The sequence below is a fragment of the Bradyrhizobium sp. USDA 4473 genome (genome assembly GCF_054063335.1).
In genome coordinates this window covers 3,469,054-3,486,794 of the sequence record NZ_JBSSGE010000001.1, presented here as the reverse complement: position 1 = coordinate 3,486,794, position 17,741 = coordinate 3,469,054, and the positions used below count along the sequence as shown (strand labels likewise).

The following is a 17,741-nucleotide window of genomic DNA, read 5'->3' as shown; positions in this document are numbered from 1 at the left end:
CTACTATGTCGACTCGGTAACGACTTTGCCGATCGCAGGAGATCCCCGCGCACGGGTCAGCCTCAGGTCGGAATCGGACATCGTTCCCGGTACGCACGGACAACTCGTCGGATTCCATTGACATGCTTAGCTTGACACGTCGGCGGCCGCAGCATGCTCCGGAGGTGATCATGGTGCTCTAGCTATCACTTGGCAACCGGCGCGGCACATCATGAGCCTCCAAATCGGCCGGATCGTCACGGAGCAAGCGTTGAAATTCCAGTGAGGGAAACGGCTCTGGATCGAAAGCGAGATCCCCTCGATCAATAGAGGCGACCACTTGGCTGTCTGGCGGCTCTGCCTCCAATTGCGCGGGTTCATCATCCAGCAGTTGCCGGAGCTCCCCTGGAGGGAACTGTTCGGGATCGAAGATGAACTCCTCTGAATGCACCGGGGCTGGGGGCAATTGGCGGGTGACCTGATCCGCCCCTGACGAGATCGGTTCATCGTCCAGCAGTCGTCGAAGCTCCCCAGGAGGAAACTGCTTCGGGTCGAAAGTGAACTCCCACGGATCGATGAAGATGGGCGGGTTGGTGATTTGATCGTCGCGACGATTCTGAATCTCCTGATGCAATCGTTGAAGCTCCTCTCGGCTTGCGGACACCGGCGAGTGCGTTGATTCATCCATCAGCAGTCGCCTGAGCTTCGCCGGACGGCCAGTGAAGTCCCCAGGATCGGAGTTCAACTCGCCCGGATCGCGAGAGCCCGACAGCGGAGACTGTTGATCTCCAATCACCTGGCGCAGTTCCTGTTGCCGCCGCAAAAGCTCCGGATGGTCCGCCGTGATAAGCGCCTCGTCCGCTTCATCATCCAGCCAGTGTCGAAGCTCCTCTGGAACGACATCTAATGCCGGCGACGCGCTAGCCTCACCCCCAGGCTGTTGAAGTCCGGTTGCCGCTGAAGATCCCTGCCCCGAAGCTCCTGAGGCATTCGCCTCACGATACTCACGAAGTGCACCCAGCGAAGCAGTCATTCTTTTCCAATTTTTCGGGAACGCTTCCTGAACGTAATCGAACAGCGCACTATCACTGGTCCCGGCAAGCGTCATGTCCCGGGTCCCGAGGCTGTTCGACAACTTTCGAAGAATCGTATCATGGTGTTGGACAGTGGTCGAAGCCCAATGCTTGCTCTTGATGCCATCCGCTATGATGCTTTCAATGAGCGGCCTGTCAGCCTCGGTCGAAGCAGTAGGTATGCGCCCAGTAACAATCGAACCATCTGGGGCGTCCGGGGCACGTCTGCTTGCAGATGAACCGCCACGATGTTCTTGAAGGGCCCGCAACGCAATACCCACATGCTTGTTCGTCTTGAAGACCGAACCGGAGAGCTCGTTCAAGACAAGATCGTCACTCGCTTTGAGCGACTGGCCGCGCTCCCCGAGATAATTCGCGGCCTTGTAGAGCATTTGGGTATATTTCTCGGCCGTCTCCGATGACAGGTTCCGGCGTTTGGCAGTGCCCTTGACCACCGTGTAAATGTAGTCGCGATCCTCGATAGACACATTGGGAGGAGGTTTACGGCCGGGCCGCCGATCGAGCATCGCCGTCACGGCCGATCCCGCCGCTTGCAATTGCCGTTCAAAGTCCTCTTGTTCCGGCCGCAGATCTCCCGAGACGTCTTGCTGTACCGGCGAAGACGCTGCCACGCTGGATAGGTCACGATCGTGCGAGTCCACGCTTGCCTCACGTTCACAGTCACTTGAGCTCGCGTCTAATCGGACAAGCTTTCGAGAACCTGACGAAGCGGAGGTTTGGGCCAAGTGGCATTCGTCGCCCGCTCTATCGTTGGTCGCCGCAAGCCTGGCAATGGCCGCGATCAGGGCGCGGGCAATGGCGACCAAACTCGCCAGCCCGCTGCCGGAGAGATCGTTGCGAGTGGTACGTTCTTTCAGGCGTTCCAGCACACGGCATCCAGAGGCGATTTTCACAGCCTGCAAGGACGGCGTTCGGTGATTGTGGCGCCGAACGTGCACCGCGTGTCGGCGTGGCCGTTACAACGAGCAGTGTACGCGCCAACGATAGCGCTCTCGTGCATAAGGTCAAATCAACCTGGCGATCGCAAGACGGCGAGACCGTTGAACAGATTATCTGCAGGGTCTCGCAAGTGGCGCACTTGGCTCCCCGAACGTGGGGCGTTGCTGGGAGAGCCGGCCGAAACGAATATGTTTTCTTTTCGTGGACCAGACACGGCGACAACAGATCGAACGAAACGTATGTCATCACGTGGAAGTTTTCGCCTGATGGGACGCCCGAGATCGCCTCGACATATGCAAAGCCGATGGAGCTGGGCTGGCGCGCCTTCGCGCTCTCACTGATCGCAGTTGAAGTCACCGACGGTGAAAAGGACGTGAATCGTCACTTTCTGCATGATGCGGTCAATTTCAACTTCGTGACGACCCCACAAGGCAAACTGGGCGATCTGCTCGGCCGCGGCCGTTGCACGATCGTTGGACCCGTCGGCATGGATTACCTGCCGAGGATGGACGACGCGAATCAGACCACGAAAGGCGATCTGTGGCGCGTACTGCTTTTGGTGAACTGCAATATTCCCGGGCCTGATTACTTCACTCGCAAAGGCGTCATCACCTTCGAAAAGCGCGAGCGACAGGATTGGGAGCCGCAATCCCTTTTTGCCAGGCGGATCGCGACATTTCCCCCGGGCTTCTGGTTTGATGATATAGGGCAGAATGAGCGGGACGCTCTGGAGAGCGCGCGATAGGTCTTGAAAAATGAACGCAGAGAACAACTTCGCGGCGCGGCTCCTTGACGCCGGACGTCTCGCGGCAATCGCACGTACATGCGGCCTGGAGGCCGATGTTTCGTACTACGTCGATGAGGCGCTCAAGGAGCTTTGGCGCACCAGGCCGCCCGCAGAAGCAAAAGCGATCGCAGAGCGCTGGGTCCTGCGGGACGCAAAAGGGAGACCGTGGCCGCGCATGCCCTCGCTGGAAAACGTCATTCGGCTTCATCGGGCAGGCTCGACAGAGACATCAGTCGTCAACCGGCCGACGACGCCTTTGCAGGCAATCCGCGACTGGTTCGAAAAACAGGATGAACAGGTTCGATGCGAAGTCGCCGGCATGGCGGCACTCTTGATCTTTGAAGGCAGCAATCTTCTCGACCTCAGCAGCCGAGAGTGGTGTGACTGTTTGCGGAAGTGGCTAAACGAGGCGGGCCTGCCAAACAACGCCGCTATCGGCCGTACTTTGACGTTCCGCACCTGCTTTGAGTATTTCGGCGAGAGCAGGTTCACTGAAGCAGTGTGGACGCGGTCCGAAGAGGCCGCTTGCAAAATTCTTGAAGATGCGAGGCTCGACCCGAACTCCGAAACCGCGCATCTCGCATCAATTGCCCGGAAAGTGCTGGATACCTCACCCTCGTGGAAAGGCAGTTGGATCGAAGCGGGCAGGTCCTGGAGAAAACTGACCGAAACAAGCCTCACACCCCGGGCTCTCAGAGTTTGGAGCGCCTCGCAGATGGAAAAGAGGAATCTTGAGACCTGATCGAAAACCGCGGCGGCTCCACGGCTATCGGTGCAGATTGTTTCTCTCGCGCATCTGTGTGCCTCGATCACGTCGCAGCGACGTCGATAGCCGAGGCTGTGCAACTCTTCTTCCGGCCCGCACCGGCGCGTCCGTCCGGGCCTGTTTGCACCGGCCTCGGTCTGGTGACGCAAGCGCGTGGCGCTCGTCGGCTTCGCTACCGCAAAAGGTGCGCCCCGCCTCCTCCGTCGCTGGGCCGCGACGAGCTCTGCAGCCTCGATAGCGACACGCGGCAGGCTATGGCGGGTTTGACCCGGCAGCATCGAACGCGGCGATATTCTCTGCAGTTTCGACATCATCCGCCCCAGTACCCAATTTGGGGTGCATAGTACCCAAAATGGGATCGATATGACGAAAGAGCTAAGCCTGGCGAGTGCGCTTTTTTCCAACGTACAGCAACGCGTGCTGGGGCTCATCTTTGGCAATCCTGAACGCACCTTCTATACCTCGGAAATCGTGCGAAGCGTTCATTCGGGTAGAGGCATCCTCGCGACGTAGTTCTCGTCGATCGCGATGGTGATCAGCGCCAGTGCACCGGCCAATCAATTAAAACTAAGCACTATTTCTTGCTGATCCGGGATGAACAACCAGTCGTTCGGATGATTGCCCTACTTGGCGCGACCGATTTTCTTCGCAGCCGTAGCCAACAAATTTGCCTTCTCTCCGAATCTGTTCGAAATTTCTCGAAGTTCCCGGCTGGGTACACCATAACTTTCGATACGTATCCAAGAAGGCCCACCAGTGACTTCAAAACTCAGAGGCGGAGCGGCGAGCAGGTTCAATCCACCGTTGCCGAAGTGGTCCACTTGATACGTGTGCAGGCGGCTGCGGCCGATATCCTTTAACTGGATAACGACGACAACGGCCTCGAGATTGCGCCTCGCCCGTTACGGGTCACTCACTTCGGGCGGTGACCGCAAAGAGCATTACATGTCACGGCGCCGGCGCAGCGGTCGCTCCGTATTGTTTTGCGATTGCCTTGCAGCGTGCCGAAATGCCGTCCAGCATCGCATCAAGCACCGGTTCCTTCAGTCCGCCATTCCGCGCTTCCTTCACGACGCTGCTCAGCGCGTCCGGTATCTTTCCGGCGAGCGCGACCAACCGCGCGATCATCTCGTCGGGATCCATCTGCATAAGCTTGGCCTGGCGCTCCCAATGCCGCGGCTGGATTTCGGAAAACTTGTAGTAGCCACCGATCTTCATCGCCATCCGCAGCCTGCGCCGCTCATGTTCGTCGTCGTCATAGGGTACGAAGCTCAGGACGTCGTACAGCGGCGCGAGATACATCCTCCGTCCCGGAAGATGGACGACCGAAAAGTTCTTCGCGTGCGCGTCGGTGCCGAGCACGAGGAAGTTGAACGCGACCATCTCGGCGAACTTCGCCTTGTCCGCCTCAGGGTCGGTGGCATAACGCAGCACTTCGTTGGAGATCTGCTCGATCGAGGGACCGCCTTCGCTTTGATACTTTGTGGCGGGATGCATCCCCAGCGCCTGGCACATGTCCTCCTGATGAAAGCGTCGGACGACTCCGTCGGCCCCGATCTCGCGGTCGTATCTGGTGACGACGATCGCGATCTCTTCACCGAACTTTCCGACCTTCACTTCGGCTGACGTGATTCCTACGCGGCTCGCCAGACGCAGGCATGCGTATTCGTTCTCGATCGTGCCCCGGAGATGAGGCATGGGCGGCTTGAGGATGTGCGTGGTCGCGCGGCGGCCGCTTGGTACGCCCCATCTCTTTCCGTCGAACAGCAAGGCCATCTTTGGCTGCGCGCCGGCGAGACTGAAATGCCCCCGGTCGCTGTCGCGACGCCCCGTCCACGTCCTCTCCTCGCGCAGGCGCTTGAGGCGACTTCCGACCTCCGCGTCGTCGATCCACTGGACCTCACCGGGCGAGCCGGCACTGGCGGCCATCCATTCGTCGGTAACGATCTGGATCGCGCCCGCGCAGTCCTCTCCGACCTTCGACAGCAGAGCGAACGCACTGTTCGGCGATACGCCGTAGATCTGCCCCCACCTCTGCAGAGTCTGGTCATTGTCCGGAAGCAGATTCCAGAGATAGTTGGCCACCTTGGCGCCTGACTGCTTCCTCGCGGCGAGAGGCAGAGACATAGAGAGCGGAATCTGGATCCTGTCCGCCGCGAGCCAGCGGTCGGCATACTGGAGGCCGAGTATGCCACTATCCATCTGCTCGAGGCGACCGATCAGGACGCCGCCCATCAAGACATTCAGGAATTTGCTCATCGGCCCGGACCTTTAATGAAGCTTGGCTCGTCGAGCGCAAGGTCACCACTGTCCAAGGCCTCATCCCGAACGGACTTTGGAAAGTTGTCGATGCTCAGATTCACCCCCAGAATGGCCATCGCCTTGAGCACCGTCCCGAGGCTTGGATTCTCGAGGCGGCCTGTCTCGAACTGGGAGATCCATTCCTGGTTGGTTCCGAGTTTGGCGGCGAGCTGCTTCTGGGTCAGGTTCCGCTCCTGGCGGGCCTGTCTCATGGCCAGTCCGAAATCATTGATGGTTTTCAAAATCATGGGATGGTCCCATTATGCGTTTTAGCTAATATATGCGAGATATGAGCTATACGCAATATCGCGCGCAAATATTAGCTTTATCTCATAATCCCAAAATATGCCTTAAAACTAATATCGAAAGCGTTTCTTACCGGCATATTGAAAAGCTGGAGACCGGCCTGGCAGGAGATATTGGGTTGCGACTTCAGCCGTATTCCCCAGCCGCCGACAAACGCTGCGCACCGACGACCTTGCCGGCGAATACATCCTCGATCCTAAGCGCGATGACCGGCCGCGGACACATTGCGGAATACGCGATCGCAGCCGCGACCGGCCAAGTGTCGCACCGATATGCCGATGTCGCAGAAGGCAAGATATTCCGTGAGGCCAGGCGCGTTCAGGCCGGCGCACGCTGGCCTCTCCCTGCAGCGTCGATGCGATAGCGGCCGGTCGAGGTCTGGTAGTACTGCGCGCTGATGGCCGCCATGGCCTCGATCAACGGTCCCCACGGCGGGGGAAAGCGTTCTTCCGCCATCACCCGGTGCAGCATGCGCGCATGGCCGGCCAGCTCGTCGTTGAGGAACTCCATCACAGGCATAACCGGATAGCGCTGCAGCAGCAGGATCGCCGCATTATCGGTCTCGCCGCACGACCTGTCCTTGTCGCGTCCATGCAGATCGTTCTGCAGGCGCCCTATCGCGGAGATGAGCCGCAGGACTTCGCGAAACGCCGGACGCGCGCGCAAGGTCGCCATATCCAACCCCCACAGCAGCGACAGGCAACAGAACACGTTCGCGTAGGCGATCGAATCGATGCCGTTATGCAGATACTCAGCGTAGGACCAGCGTTCCGCCCCTGCCGCCTGCGCGTGTCCGGCGCGCAGCGCCGCGCAGTAACGCCTTGTATCGTCGAGAAGCTGAGCATAGTCGCGAGGATCGTAGGCGAGCGCGCCCAGCGAAGCGCGCAGCACGGCGCAGCCCTCGAATCCGGGGAGCGCGCACGGCACGCCCTGCCCCAGCGCCTGCTCTACCGCGGCGAGCTGCTCAGGCGCGATCAGGCCAAGGTCGTTGCAATCGTCGAGCCAGAACAGCAGCGCCAGTTCGCGATAGAACGCCACGATCAGCGTTTCGTCGTGCGGATCGCGGCCGGTGCGGGCGCTGGTGTCGCGCAGGCTCGCCTGGATACGCTGCAGGATGTACTGGCCACCCCTGACCGCTTCCACGGCATGCTCGTCGGCGAAGGCGGTCAGGGAACGCCCCCACTCCAGCACTTGTTGCAGCGCGCTTTCGGTCTTCATCATGGCGCTGCTCCTGCTTCCTCGGCCAGGACGCGCTGCCCCCAACGAAGCGCCAGCAACAAGCCGGCGAGTTCGGCCACGCGCACGACCCGGGTGGGGCAATACAGTTCCTTGCCGATCCAAAGCGGCGTCTGCGGCAATGCACGCGCCGCATAGCGGGCGAGCATCCACTCCAGCGCGCCCGCCACCGCCTGCGCGATGTGGCGGCGCCCTGTCGGCTCTTCGCTCCCGTCGATCACGGACAACGCGAACAACGCGTAGGCGGTTTCCTCAAATGTGGAGGCGCGACCGGCGCCCCAGCCGCCGTCGTTACTCTGCGCCTGCAGCAGCGCCGCCAGCGCGCGCTCGTCGCGCCACCGGGACTTGCCTTGCGCCAGCGCGGCGACTGCATGCGCGGTGGGATACAGCCACGAAACGTGCCATTTTTCGTTGTCCCATAGACCGTGCCGGTTGCGATTGGCTTCAACGTAGGCGCTGGTGCCGACGGCGGGCTTTCCCGACAGTCGCAACGCGTGCAGGGCATGGATGTTGGTCGACACGGAGGCATTGCGCTCGCCGGGGAAGGTGACGAACAGCTCGCCGGTTTCGAAATGGCGCAACGGATCGACGGCCGGGTCGCGGCCTGCAAGGCGCAGGACGCACAACGCAATGGCGGTGTCGTCCGCATCGGCCGCGAAGTGCAGGGCCGGGCCCAGACCGCGCGCGCCCAGGCGGGCGTCGAGCTGCGCGACGATCACGCGCACCGCCTCGGCGAGCGCGGGATGCGCGAACAGCCCGGCCAGATGCAGGGTGTACAGCGACCAGCATGGCTCGAAAACATTGATCGGCCAGACGTTGGGAACGACACCTTCGATGCCGCTGCGCGTCGCCCGCGACGCCGCCTGCAGATACGCGTCGGCGCGCCCGAGTTGCAGCGCGCTCCCGGGTGTCGCGGCGTGAGCACGCCACGCGGCGGTGGCCGCCGGACTGATGCCGATGCTGCCGTCCTCATCCGGGCATGCGCTGATCGCCGACGTTCCCCAGGCTTCCCAGGAGTGCAGCAACGGATGGCCGCTCGGCAACTTCGCCATCGTCTCGAGCTTGTCCAGGCGCGCTTGCCGCAACGGCAACAGCGCCGGGTGGCGGGGAAACGCCACGCCGCCCGGCAAGGATGCGGCCTCGTTGCATAACTGCGGCAGGATCAGCTCCGCGCCGATCGGCGCATCCTCCGGCACCACATGCGCGTAAGGATCGGGCTGGCGCTGAAGGAAGCGGGTTGCGGCCTTGACTGCGGCGGCAGCGCCGGGAAGATGATCGGCACGCTGCAATGCCAGCAACGCCGCCCAGGTGGGCGCATGGCGGAATAGCGGGAAGTCCACGCTTCCCCATCCGCCATCGCCCTGTTGCTGCGCGATGAGCCACGCGTATGCGTGCTGCTGACAGGAAAGGTAGCCGTGGAACTGCAGAGCTCGCGCCGTGTCGTAGACGGACGGGCCAACGCTGCCGCCATCGCTCATCTCGCCCAGCAGGTGGCACAATTCGGAAACGATCTGTTCGGACAGCGCGTTCACGCAGGATGTTCCTTCTGCAGACGGTCGACGAGAGCCGGAATCGGGCAGATGCGGCGCCGTCGCCGCAGGTCCGCCTCCAAACTTGCGCATCGCCCCGTGGGCGCGGCACTGGGCGAACAACAGCGATCCCGGACGTGGGACACGGTGCAGCATGCACCGCTGCCGCCGGCCGATCGCAGCGGCAAAGGTGCTGCTCCATGCGAGCGGGCGCTTATGGGCATGGCGCATGCTTGAACAGATACGCGTGAGCCCGCTGCAGCATCTGCGCCAGCCGTTCCGAACGCGGCCCCAGCGGGGCGATGGCCTCCCCGGCATCGCGCAACAGATCCGGTACGAACTGGCGCGCTGCCTCCAGCCCCATGATCGAGGCGCAGGTCGGCTTCTGCGCCGCCGCATCCTTGCCAGGGGTCTTGCCCAGCGTCGCGATATCCGCTGTCGCATCGAGAATGTCGTCGATCACCTGCAAGGCCAGTCCGAAACAGGCGCTGTAGCGATCGAGCGCATGGTACAGCGCAGCGTGCGCGGCATCCTCCGCTACGACGCACAGCACGCCCATGCGAATCGAGGCGCGCACCAGCGCTCCGCTCTTCATCCGGTGCATCGCCAGGATCGTGTCCAGCTCGACATGCTTTCCAACCAGCGACAGATCAATGGCCTGCCCCCCTGCGGCCCCCTCGGCGGACACGGCCTGCGCCAGTTCGCGCACGAGCGCGATGCGCTTGTCGGGCGGCGCATCCAGACTCGCCAGGGTCAGGAAGGCGTGCGCCTGCAGCGCATCACCGACCAGGATCGCAGTGGCTTCGCCGTACTTGACGTGCACGGTCGGAAGGCCGCGGCGAAGCACGTCATCGTCCATCGCGGGCAGGTCATCGTGGACCAGGGTACAGGCGTGCATCATCTCGATGGCGGCACCGACGTCGTCCAGCGCGCGCGCCGGCGTGTCGGCCAGTGCGCCGGCAGCCAGACAGAGCAAGGCGCGGATGCGCTTGCCGCCTTGCAAGGTGGCGTAGCGCATCGCCGCCATCAGCTCGGTCTCACCGTCGTTGTCGGCGCAGAGAAGACGGACCAGCACCTGTTCGACCCGCTTTGCGCCGTCCTGCATCCAGATCTCCGGCAGCAGTTTGCCGGATGCACCGGGCGCCTGCGCGTCCAACGCGCCGAGGGCGGAAACGCGAGCTCCGCGATCCGGCAGCGTGGAATCGGTCTGCTTGTTGTTCATGTCCTCGTACCTGACAGGAGAGGGCCACGCCGATCCGCGGCGGTATTGCCGGCGTCGCACTGGGCACGCGTTGGTGCAACAATGCCGCGCGTCGCTGGCGCTGCTCCCGGGTCAATGCCAGCTCATGAGAATGCGATGCGGCTCGTCATGGACGGATGTGCGGTCGGGTAATAGCGTCGGCCTTTTTCGGCGTCGCTCAGCAACCGCGGCCGCACTCCGGCCTTGTGCATGGTCAGCGCCAAGGCAACGGAGAACTGCACCAGTTCCAGCCATGCCAAATGGTAGCCCATGCAGACGTGCGGGCCGGTACCGAACTGCAGCATGTCTATCGGCCGGATCGGCTCGGAGCGTTGCAGCCACCGCGCCAGGCGGAACTGATCAGGCGCATCGTGCAGCAGCGCCGAGGTCGAGAAATGCAGCAGCGGGATGCACAGATCGGTGCCCGCGGGAATGCGCCGTTGGCCGAGCCGCAATTCACGCAGTGCGCGACGCACCAGGAGCGGCGTCGGCGGATGCAGGCGCAGCGTCTCGCGGAACAGCGCCTCGGCGACCGGACACTGGGCCAGGTCCGCGTGCCGGGTCGGTACCGCGCCCACACGTTGCGCCTCCTCGACCAGGGCGTCCCACAGGAGAGGCTGCCGCGCCAGCTCGATCACCATCCAGGCCATCGTCGAGGCGGTGGTGTCGTGACCACCAAGCAGGAGCAAGCGGATATTGGCGACCAGGACGTCATCGGAGAGCGCATCATCGTTGCGATCGAAGGCGCTCACCATGTCGTTGATCAACCCGGTGCGCGCGGCATGTTCGCGCGCGGTGCGGACGAACTCGCGCAACCGCGCGTCGATCCAGTCGCGGGCGGCGCGGCCGCGCCGCAGGGGCAGTCCGGGCAGGTCGACCGGGGGCGCTATGATCAATTGCAGCAGTTGCCGGTACTTGCGATGCCATCCCGGCAGCTCCTGCGTGGGGATCCCCACAAGGCTGAAGATGAGCTTGAGCATCAGGTCGCCGGTTTCGCGCAGGATGGCTACCTCGCCGCGGTCGCGCCACGCCTGCACCCGCGCCTCGATGATGGGCGCTAACAGGTCGCCGATGCTGGCCTCCGTCAGCCCCGTTGGCAGGAACGCCGCCTGGATCGCATCGCGCGCCTTTCGGTGCGTGCCGCCGTCCTGTGTGACCAACGTTCCGCGGAACAATTCGGGCGCGATCTCTTCAATCAGCGCCGAGGTCACGTCCTTGTGCCGAAGCAGTGCGAACGCATCCGGATCCAACCAGGTCATCAGCTGTCCGACAGGGCCGAAATCCAACCAGAAGTGGCTGCCCAGCGTTCGTTCCGCGTGCCGCAGCAGGCGCGGCAGGCTGCAGACGACGGCGGGAAGATGCCCGACCATGGGGAAAGCACCGGGCAAGATGGGGATGTCGTTCCGCAGCCGGTGCCGACGATTTAGCGGGTTGAGCAGCATGTTCATCAACCGCGCGGCGCCGCGGCCGGTTCGGTGGTCTCACCGGCAGGCCGCACGGCGCGGCTGTTGCCACCGTCGGCGTAAGTCGGCACATGTGCCAGCATGCCGCCGTCGATGCACACGACCTGGCCGGTGATGAACGCAGCATCGTCGGAGAGCAGGAACGTCACCAACGCGGCCACGTCCTCGGGGCGTCCGACGCGCGGCAGGAGCTGGTGCCGGCGCAGATGCCGTTGCATGCAATCGTCCAGCTTGGCATGGAGACGATCGGTCATGATGAGACCCGGCGCAACCGCGTTGCAGCGGATCTGCGCATGACCGTACTGGGTGGCAAGCGAGGCCGACAGCATGTTCATCGCCGCTTTCGACGCGGCGTAGGCTGTCAGCGCGGTGTCACCGCTGAGCCCCTGGCACGACGACATGTTGATGATCGCGCCACCGCCACGGGCAATCATCCGCGGGATGGCCTGCCTGCAGCAGAGCAGCGTGCCGCGCAGATTGGTCGCCATGGTCTGGTCCCAGACCGGCAGGTCCAGGTCGAGGATCGCGCAGTCGCGCGGGGTCAGATCCATGGCGCTCGCGTTGTTCACCAGCAGGTCGACCCCACCGAAGCGCCGCTCCGTCGTCGCGAACAGCGCTGCCACCGCTTGCGGATCGGCAATGTCCATGGCGAAGGCCAGCGCGTGGCCCGCTTCGGTCGCGATCTTCGCGGTGCAGGCGATGGCCGCCGAGCCATCAATGTCGGCCACCACCACGCTGCCGCCCTCGCGCGCGATAGCGATGGCGCATGCCTTGCCGATACCGGCGCCGGCGCCGGTCACCACGGCCACCTTGCCTTCAAACCGTCCCATCGTCTCTTCCTGGATTGCATTGATCTTTGCCGGCATGCCGCTCGGCCTCCGCCGGAGAAGGCGCAGGGTCGGCGTTGGCGCTCTCGTCGTCACCAGCGTCGCGTTCGATGACCCGAATGGCGGCGACCGGGCACTGGCTGGCCGCGAGCCGCACGGCGGCGTGCAGCGCCTGTGGGACCGTCGTCACGCACACTTCGGCCACGCCGTCCGGTTCGCGCTGGCGAAAGGTGCCCGGCAGCGTCAGTGCGCACTGCCCGGTGGTTCCGCACAAATCCTGGTCGACCACGACGCGCATCTCAGTCCGCCTGCACATGCAGCCGCACCGGCAGCGCGCGGAACGTCCTAAGAAACGCAGAGGGCTCCCGGGTCGGCCGTCCGGCTAATGCCAGCGTGGGGAAGCGCGCCAGGATCCGCGGCAGGCTCTCGGCCAACTGCACCCGGGCCAGTTGCGCACCGAGACAGAAATGAATGCCGTGACCGAAGCTCAGCATGATCTTCCCGTCGGTTGATATGCCAGGACTGGTGCCGTAGAACCGCGCCGGATCGAAGCGGTCGGGATCGGGGAAGGCGTCGGGGTCGCGATTGCCGGCCGCGATCAGCACGCGCACGTCCGCGTTCTTCGGGATCACCACGCCGCGCAATTCGATGTTACGCTGGGCGATCCGCGGAATGGAGCTGAACATGGCGGGCGCGTCGGAGCGCAGGACTTCCTCGACGAAGGCCTTCACCCCCGCGGCGTCTTTCTGCAGCCAGTGCCGCTGTTCGGGATATGCCAGCATCGCCAGGACCGCATGGTCGATGGTCGCAGCCGTGGTGGCGAAGCCACCCAGCAGCATGCCCCACAGCATGCTGATCAACTCCGCATCCGACAACGTGTCGGCATCGCCGTCATGTGCGCCGACCAGCATCGACACGATGTCGTGGCGGGGATCGGTGCGCTTGCGCTGAATGAGGTCATCGAAGTAGGCCTTCACCCTGGCGCTGGCCGCGTCCGCCGCGGCGAGCTGGGGATCGCTGGCATGCGGGCTCAGGCCTTCCAGAATGGCGCCGATGCCGGCGGCGAGGGCGAACATGTCGTCCTGGGGCATACCGAACAGTTCGGCGAAGACCAGCATGGGCAAGGCCAGCGCGAATTCCCGATGCAGGTCCACCGCCTCCCCGCGCTCCAGCGCGGGCGCCATGCCGTCAAGGCGCGCAGCGACGATGCGCGCGATCCTCGGCCGCAGCTTGTCGATCTGGCCCATCGTGAAGTCGCGCGAGATCAGCCTGCGCAGACGCGTATGCGTCGGTGGGTCCTGCATCGCCAGCGTGGACGCCAGCAGATTGAGCGACAGACTGGTCGCCGCACGCGGGAAATAGCGCGCCAGTTCGCCCGGCGCAGGTCCCCGAAACGCATCGCCCGTGGCCTCGAGCGCCCAGCAGATGTCGGCATGACAACTCAACAGAAAGAGGCCCGACGCCGCGCGATGCACCGGATCGTGCTCGCGCAACCACCGCATGAACGGATACGGGTCGTTGATGCACGCTGGCGAGGCCAGTTCGGCGAAGGCGTCGCGGCATGCTGCCGTGGTTTCTTGCACGTCCATCTTGGTTACCTGTTGGCTGGCTGATCCGACCGGCGCGTGCCAGGCACGTCGGCAAATTGCGAAACAAGATCGCGATCCCCGGCGACCTCGCTGCATCACCAGAGCACCGGCAACGCCTCGAACCCGCCAGTGATGATCTCCTTGCGCAACTTCAGTTCTTCGGGCGCCACGGCCAGGCGCAGGCCGGGAAAACGCTGGAAGATCGAACCGAACACCACCTTCAGTTCAAGCCTGGCCAGCGCCGCGCCGATGCAGACGTGCGGCCCGCAGGAGAACGCGAGGTGCAGCTGCTCGTCGCGTCCGATGTCGAAGCTTTCCGGGTCGTCGAAATGGCGCGGATCGAACGACGTCGCCGGCAGGCCGACCAACACCTTGCTCTCCGCGGGAATATGCACGCCCGCAATGGTCACGTCGGTCCTCGGATAGCGCATGATGCCGTCCCAGCCGGCGCCCGGCGGGTACATGCGCAGGATTTCCTCCACCGCCTTGTCCACCAGGGATGGATCGCCGACCAGTCGTTCGCGCTGTTGCGGATGGCGGAACATGGCTAGCAGGCCGAATTCGATCTGCGCAGCGGTGCTCTCGTGTCCCGCCACCAGCATGCCGGCCGCCAGGCCTAACGCCTCTTCCTCGCTCGCCTTGCCCTGGTCGACCGCCGCGAGGAGATCCGTCAGCAGGTTGTCGCCCGGATTCTGGCGCTTGTCCCGCATCTTGCCGCAAATGTAGGCACGCAGTTCTTCCCAGGCTAGGCGCGACGCGCTGCGCGGGCCGCTTTCATGCTGGTGCGTCATCACCTCGTCGGACAGGTTGGCAAAAAAGGCGTGATCCTCGTAGGGCACGCCCATCAGCGCGCTGATGACCATGGCCGGAAGCGGAAAGGAAAGGTGGCGCCGCAGGTCGGCGGGCTGGGGCTGGACCGCCAGCGTCTCGAACAAGTGCGCGGCGATCGCCTCGACCCGCTGCGCGAGCAGCGTCAGTCTGCGGTTGCTGAAGGCCGGGGCCACGATCCTGCGTAACCGGGCATGCTCGTCGCCCTCGTGCGAGACCAGCCAGCCCGGCGAACCGAGCATCACCGAATCCGGGGTGAAAGCCGCCGGCGGCATTCCCGCGGGCCGGAACGCCGCGTCGGCCAGCACCGCCCTGGCCTCGTCGTAGCCTGTCACCCACCAGCCTTCGTGCCCAGAGGGGAAGCGCACGCGGTGGATCGGACCGTTGGCGCGTAGCGCCAACATCTCGGGCGAGGGCTCGATGTGATCGACGCGCCACATCGGCAGCGTCGGCAAATGTTGTTCGGACATGGTGGCACTTCACTCTCTAAGCGATGGAAGGCGGAAGGTGACCGGCACGCGCTGCGGGCAGCGGATGACGTTAAGACGGCATGTAGACGACCTCCGCCGCGGCGACGTGCCAGATCCTCCAGCCGCACGAACAGCGCGGGCAAGCCGCATCGCAATTGCGGGCGCGCCAGCGCAGCGCCCTGACGGATATGCGGCCCCTGGCCGAACGACGGGCGCGGATTGTGCCGGCCGGTGACATCGAACCTGTCGGCATCGCCACAGATCGATTGACCGCATAGGATGCGATGAAGGAGGCTCGACCGCACCCACCCCGACGTGTCCGCCAATATGTCCTTCGGTCCGATGTCACAACGCCGGTGGCGGCGTCACTGCTGGCTCAGCTCAAGGTCTGCCGGTTTGGTTGCATCGCTCGCGATGAGCGCAATTGTTGTGGCTACCAAAAAAAGAACTCCAGATCGCATCCAACTCTTTCCTGCATTTTCTCGGTTCGGAACCGAGCGCCAAGTCATTGCCAGAAGGCATTGCCACAGCAAGCCATCGGAATGGACCGGACGCGAACAGCGACGCGCGGGTGTCCGTCACGAAGACCACCACACTGCAGTTGGTGATGCCTTGAACAGAGCAAATCGCGTGCCGAAGTGAATTCGTTAGTCTCAGCAGCCATTTCGTAGCGGCGCTTGTGTCATGTTTCTGGCATCGAGTCTCAGTGGCGACAACCGGCGCACACGTTCCCGACAAAGGCCTGCTCTCGCGCTTACTGTGCGGGGCGGTCCTTGCGCAAGATATGAAGCATCCGGATTGGCTGCAGCAGGTGTGTTTTGCGGGAAACCACTCAGATGCCGGCGGTAGCTACCCGGAAGTCGAAGCCCGCCTCTTTCGGATATCTTGCTGGGTTGGATGGCGCATGCAGGCAAGCGAGCAATGCGGTCGCTCGTTCGCAACATTCCAGGGCCGATGATTGTACTGATAAGCTCCGTCTCTGAAATTAGGACGGGCGGATGGGCGGCCTGCATGCCAGCAGGTCAGCGCGATCTCGCTCTGCTCTTTCTGGCCGATCAATGCGCCGTTCGTAATTGGCGGCCAGCTGCAACAAGCGCTTCTTGATGAACGGGTCAGCTTGCTCTGCAAGTTCCCGCACGATCCGCGCCCTCTCTCTACAAAACTCGTCGTCCATGGCATCCCACCAGAATTGCCTTCCAGATAATGCAGTTGAGAAGGTGGGGTGCATATGACCCAAGTTACACTGCAAAAGATATTTTCCCGCAGCTCTTCGGCCTTGGAAGCTTGCCCTCGCGTCATTCAGCACAAGCGCAACACTTAGCGTTGCCCCTTTCGGCAGACGACTTTGCACGACAGCTCCTGTTCGGCGGACCACGACGATCATGAACTGTTCAAGAAGGGGCGATGGACAGCCGTCCTTCTTGCTGTCCCCCCCTGATGCCTCGCCGGTTCAGCCACAGTGAGCGGGACCAAATCTGATCATGACATTATCGCAATCACGCGCAGGCTTTCTCCGCCCGGAAAGCCGTCATTCCGGGTCAATCAAGAACCGATATATTTTGATCGACCTCGGCAAGAACATCGCATTTTCGCGCAAATTTAGCGCCGCGGGCCTCGCATGGGGTTCAGGGGACAGTTAGAGCCAGCCGCTTCATGCGGTACGTCGATTGGATCCACTTTTCCTTCGGCGCCGCCGCGAGCTCTGCTGGCGCGTGCGGGGAGGAATAAGTGATTTTGCCGCATCCGTGACCGCTTGCGCAGCGACGTCGTTGGATGAGGGATCGATGGTCGATCGAGGCAGCTCTCTTTGATCGGCGACTGCCTTTTCGAGCGCAGAGAGGAATCGCCGCCCTTCTTGCGTGATTTCCCATCCGAGAGCATCGCGAATGATAAGCTTCTGCGAAAAGATATTCAGATCCGGCGCCTGTTCGGCCAACCGCTTCATGCGATCGGTCCAGTCACGGCCGCTGTTCATCAGGATCTCCACGGCCCGTCGGATTTCGGCAATCGACGCCCGCCCAGCGGACTGGCCGGCCAGCACTTTCAGGACGGTCAGTTGAAAGGACACTTGCCGTGTCTCCGATGGGCCGTGCGCGCAGTTCCCGTCCAATGGTTCAAGATCAGGCGAACATCGTCAACAACATGCGGTGGTTAACCTCAACTATATTGGCTAACCCGAGAGCGTCGGCGTCCTCGAATTGTCTGCCCGCCACCTCAAGCTCATGCCGACTGGCCCTCGAGCGCGCAGGGACGGCACGCGCAGCAGACCTTGGGCCACAGCGCCGCCGGGCCAGTATCGTCCATAACGGACGAACTCTCCCGCTGTGAGCTCCATCATACGCAACAGCACAACGCTTGCGTTGCGAGCACAGGCCGACACGAGTTGC

At 63.1% G+C, this 17,741-nt stretch carries 15 protein-coding genes; 2 read left to right on the top strand and 13 right to left on the bottom strand.

Annotation, left to right across the window (positions count from 1 at the left end):
* Positions 1 to 178: 178 nt before the first annotated feature.
* Positions 179 to 1,942 (bottom strand): hypothetical protein, encoded by a 1,764-nt coding sequence (locus ACVW17_RS16305; protein ID WP_456797551.1) that lies wholly within the window; start codon positions 1,940 to 1,942, stop codon positions 179 to 181.
* Between the two features lie 125 nt (positions 1,943 to 2,067).
* On the opposite strand from ACVW17_RS16305, the gene ACVW17_RS16300 reads away from it, so the two are divergent.
* Both ACVW17_RS16300 and ACVW17_RS16295 read left to right on the top strand, forming a co-directional pair.
* Positions 2,068 to 2,757 (top strand): nodulate formation efficiency C protein, encoded by a 690-nt coding sequence (locus ACVW17_RS16300; protein ID WP_456797550.1) that lies wholly within the window; start codon positions 2,068 to 2,070, stop codon positions 2,755 to 2,757.
* Positions 2,758 to 2,767: 10 nt separating this feature from the next.
* Positions 2,768 to 3,541, top strand: a complete 774-nt coding sequence (locus ACVW17_RS16295) for a hypothetical protein (protein WP_456797549.1) — start codon at positions 2,768 to 2,770, stop codon at positions 3,539 to 3,541.
* A gap of 972 nt (positions 3,542 to 4,513) precedes the next feature.
* On the opposite strand, the gene ACVW17_RS16290 is transcribed toward ACVW17_RS16295, so the two are convergent.
* From ACVW17_RS16290 to ACVW17_RS16235, 12 genes are all read right to left on the bottom strand, one after another.
* Positions 4,514 to 5,824 (bottom strand): type II toxin-antitoxin system HipA family toxin, encoded by a 1,311-nt coding sequence (locus ACVW17_RS16290; protein ID WP_456797548.1) that lies wholly within the window; start codon positions 5,822 to 5,824, stop codon positions 4,514 to 4,516.
* A complete protein-coding gene (locus ACVW17_RS16285) occupies positions 5,821 to 6,114 on the bottom strand; it encodes a helix-turn-helix domain-containing protein (RefSeq protein WP_316397030.1) in 294 nt (97 codons plus the stop codon). Before ACVW17_RS16285 ends, ACVW17_RS16290 begins: the two co-directional genes overlap by 4 nt.
* Before the next feature lie 376 nt (positions 6,115 to 6,490).
* The gene (locus tag ACVW17_RS16280; RefSeq protein ID WP_456797547.1) at positions 6,491 to 7,393 is read right to left on the bottom strand and encodes a terpene synthase family protein; all 903 of its coding nucleotides are present in this window, start codon (positions 7,391 to 7,393) and stop codon (positions 6,491 to 6,493) included.
* On the bottom strand, positions 7,390 to 8,940 hold the full coding sequence (locus ACVW17_RS16275; RefSeq protein ID WP_456797546.1) for a hypothetical protein: 1,551 nt from the start codon (positions 8,938 to 8,940) through the stop codon (positions 7,390 to 7,392). Before ACVW17_RS16275 ends, ACVW17_RS16280 begins: the two co-directional genes overlap by 4 nt.
* Positions 8,941 to 9,151: 211 nt before the next feature.
* The gene (locus ACVW17_RS16270) at positions 9,152 to 10,159 is read right to left on the bottom strand and encodes a polyprenyl synthetase family protein (protein ID WP_456797545.1); all 1,008 of its coding nucleotides are present in this window, start codon (positions 10,157 to 10,159) and stop codon (positions 9,152 to 9,154) included.
* Positions 10,160 to 10,281: 122 nt separating this feature from the next.
* Positions 10,282 to 11,625 (bottom strand): cytochrome P450, encoded by a 1,344-nt coding sequence (locus ACVW17_RS16265; protein WP_456797544.1) that lies wholly within the window; start codon positions 11,623 to 11,625, stop codon positions 10,282 to 10,284.
* Entirely contained in the window at positions 11,625 to 12,470 is an 846-nt protein-coding gene (locus ACVW17_RS16260) for an SDR family oxidoreductase (protein WP_456798967.1), read from the bottom strand. The genes ACVW17_RS16265 and ACVW17_RS16260 overlap by 1 nt, the downstream gene beginning before the upstream one ends.
* Positions 12,457 to 12,765, bottom strand: a complete 309-nt coding sequence (locus ACVW17_RS16255) for a ferredoxin (RefSeq protein ID WP_456797543.1) — start codon at positions 12,763 to 12,765, stop codon at positions 12,457 to 12,459. The genes ACVW17_RS16260 and ACVW17_RS16255 overlap by 14 nt, the downstream gene beginning before the upstream one ends.
* Before the next feature lies 1 nt (position 12,766).
* The gene (locus ACVW17_RS16250) at positions 12,767 to 14,056 is read right to left on the bottom strand and encodes a cytochrome P450 (RefSeq protein ID WP_456797542.1); all 1,290 of its coding nucleotides are present in this window, start codon (positions 14,054 to 14,056) and stop codon (positions 12,767 to 12,769) included.
* 95 nt (positions 14,057 to 14,151) lie between these two features.
* Positions 14,152 to 15,354, bottom strand: coding sequence for a cytochrome P450 (locus tag ACVW17_RS16245; RefSeq protein WP_456797541.1), 1,203 nt, complete (start codon positions 15,352 to 15,354; stop codon positions 14,152 to 14,154).
* A 985-nt stretch (positions 15,355 to 16,339) separates the two neighbouring features.
* Complete coding sequence (locus ACVW17_RS16240; RefSeq protein ID WP_456797540.1) at positions 16,340 to 16,738, bottom strand: hypothetical protein; 399 nt, start codon at positions 16,736 to 16,738, stop codon at positions 16,340 to 16,342.
* 267 nt (positions 16,739 to 17,005) lie between these two features.
* Positions 17,006 to 17,422: a hypothetical protein gene (locus ACVW17_RS16235; protein ID WP_456797539.1), complete on the bottom strand. Its 417-nt coding sequence runs from the start codon at positions 17,420 to 17,422 to the stop codon at positions 17,006 to 17,008.
* Between the last annotated feature and the right edge of the window lie 319 nt (positions 17,423 to 17,741).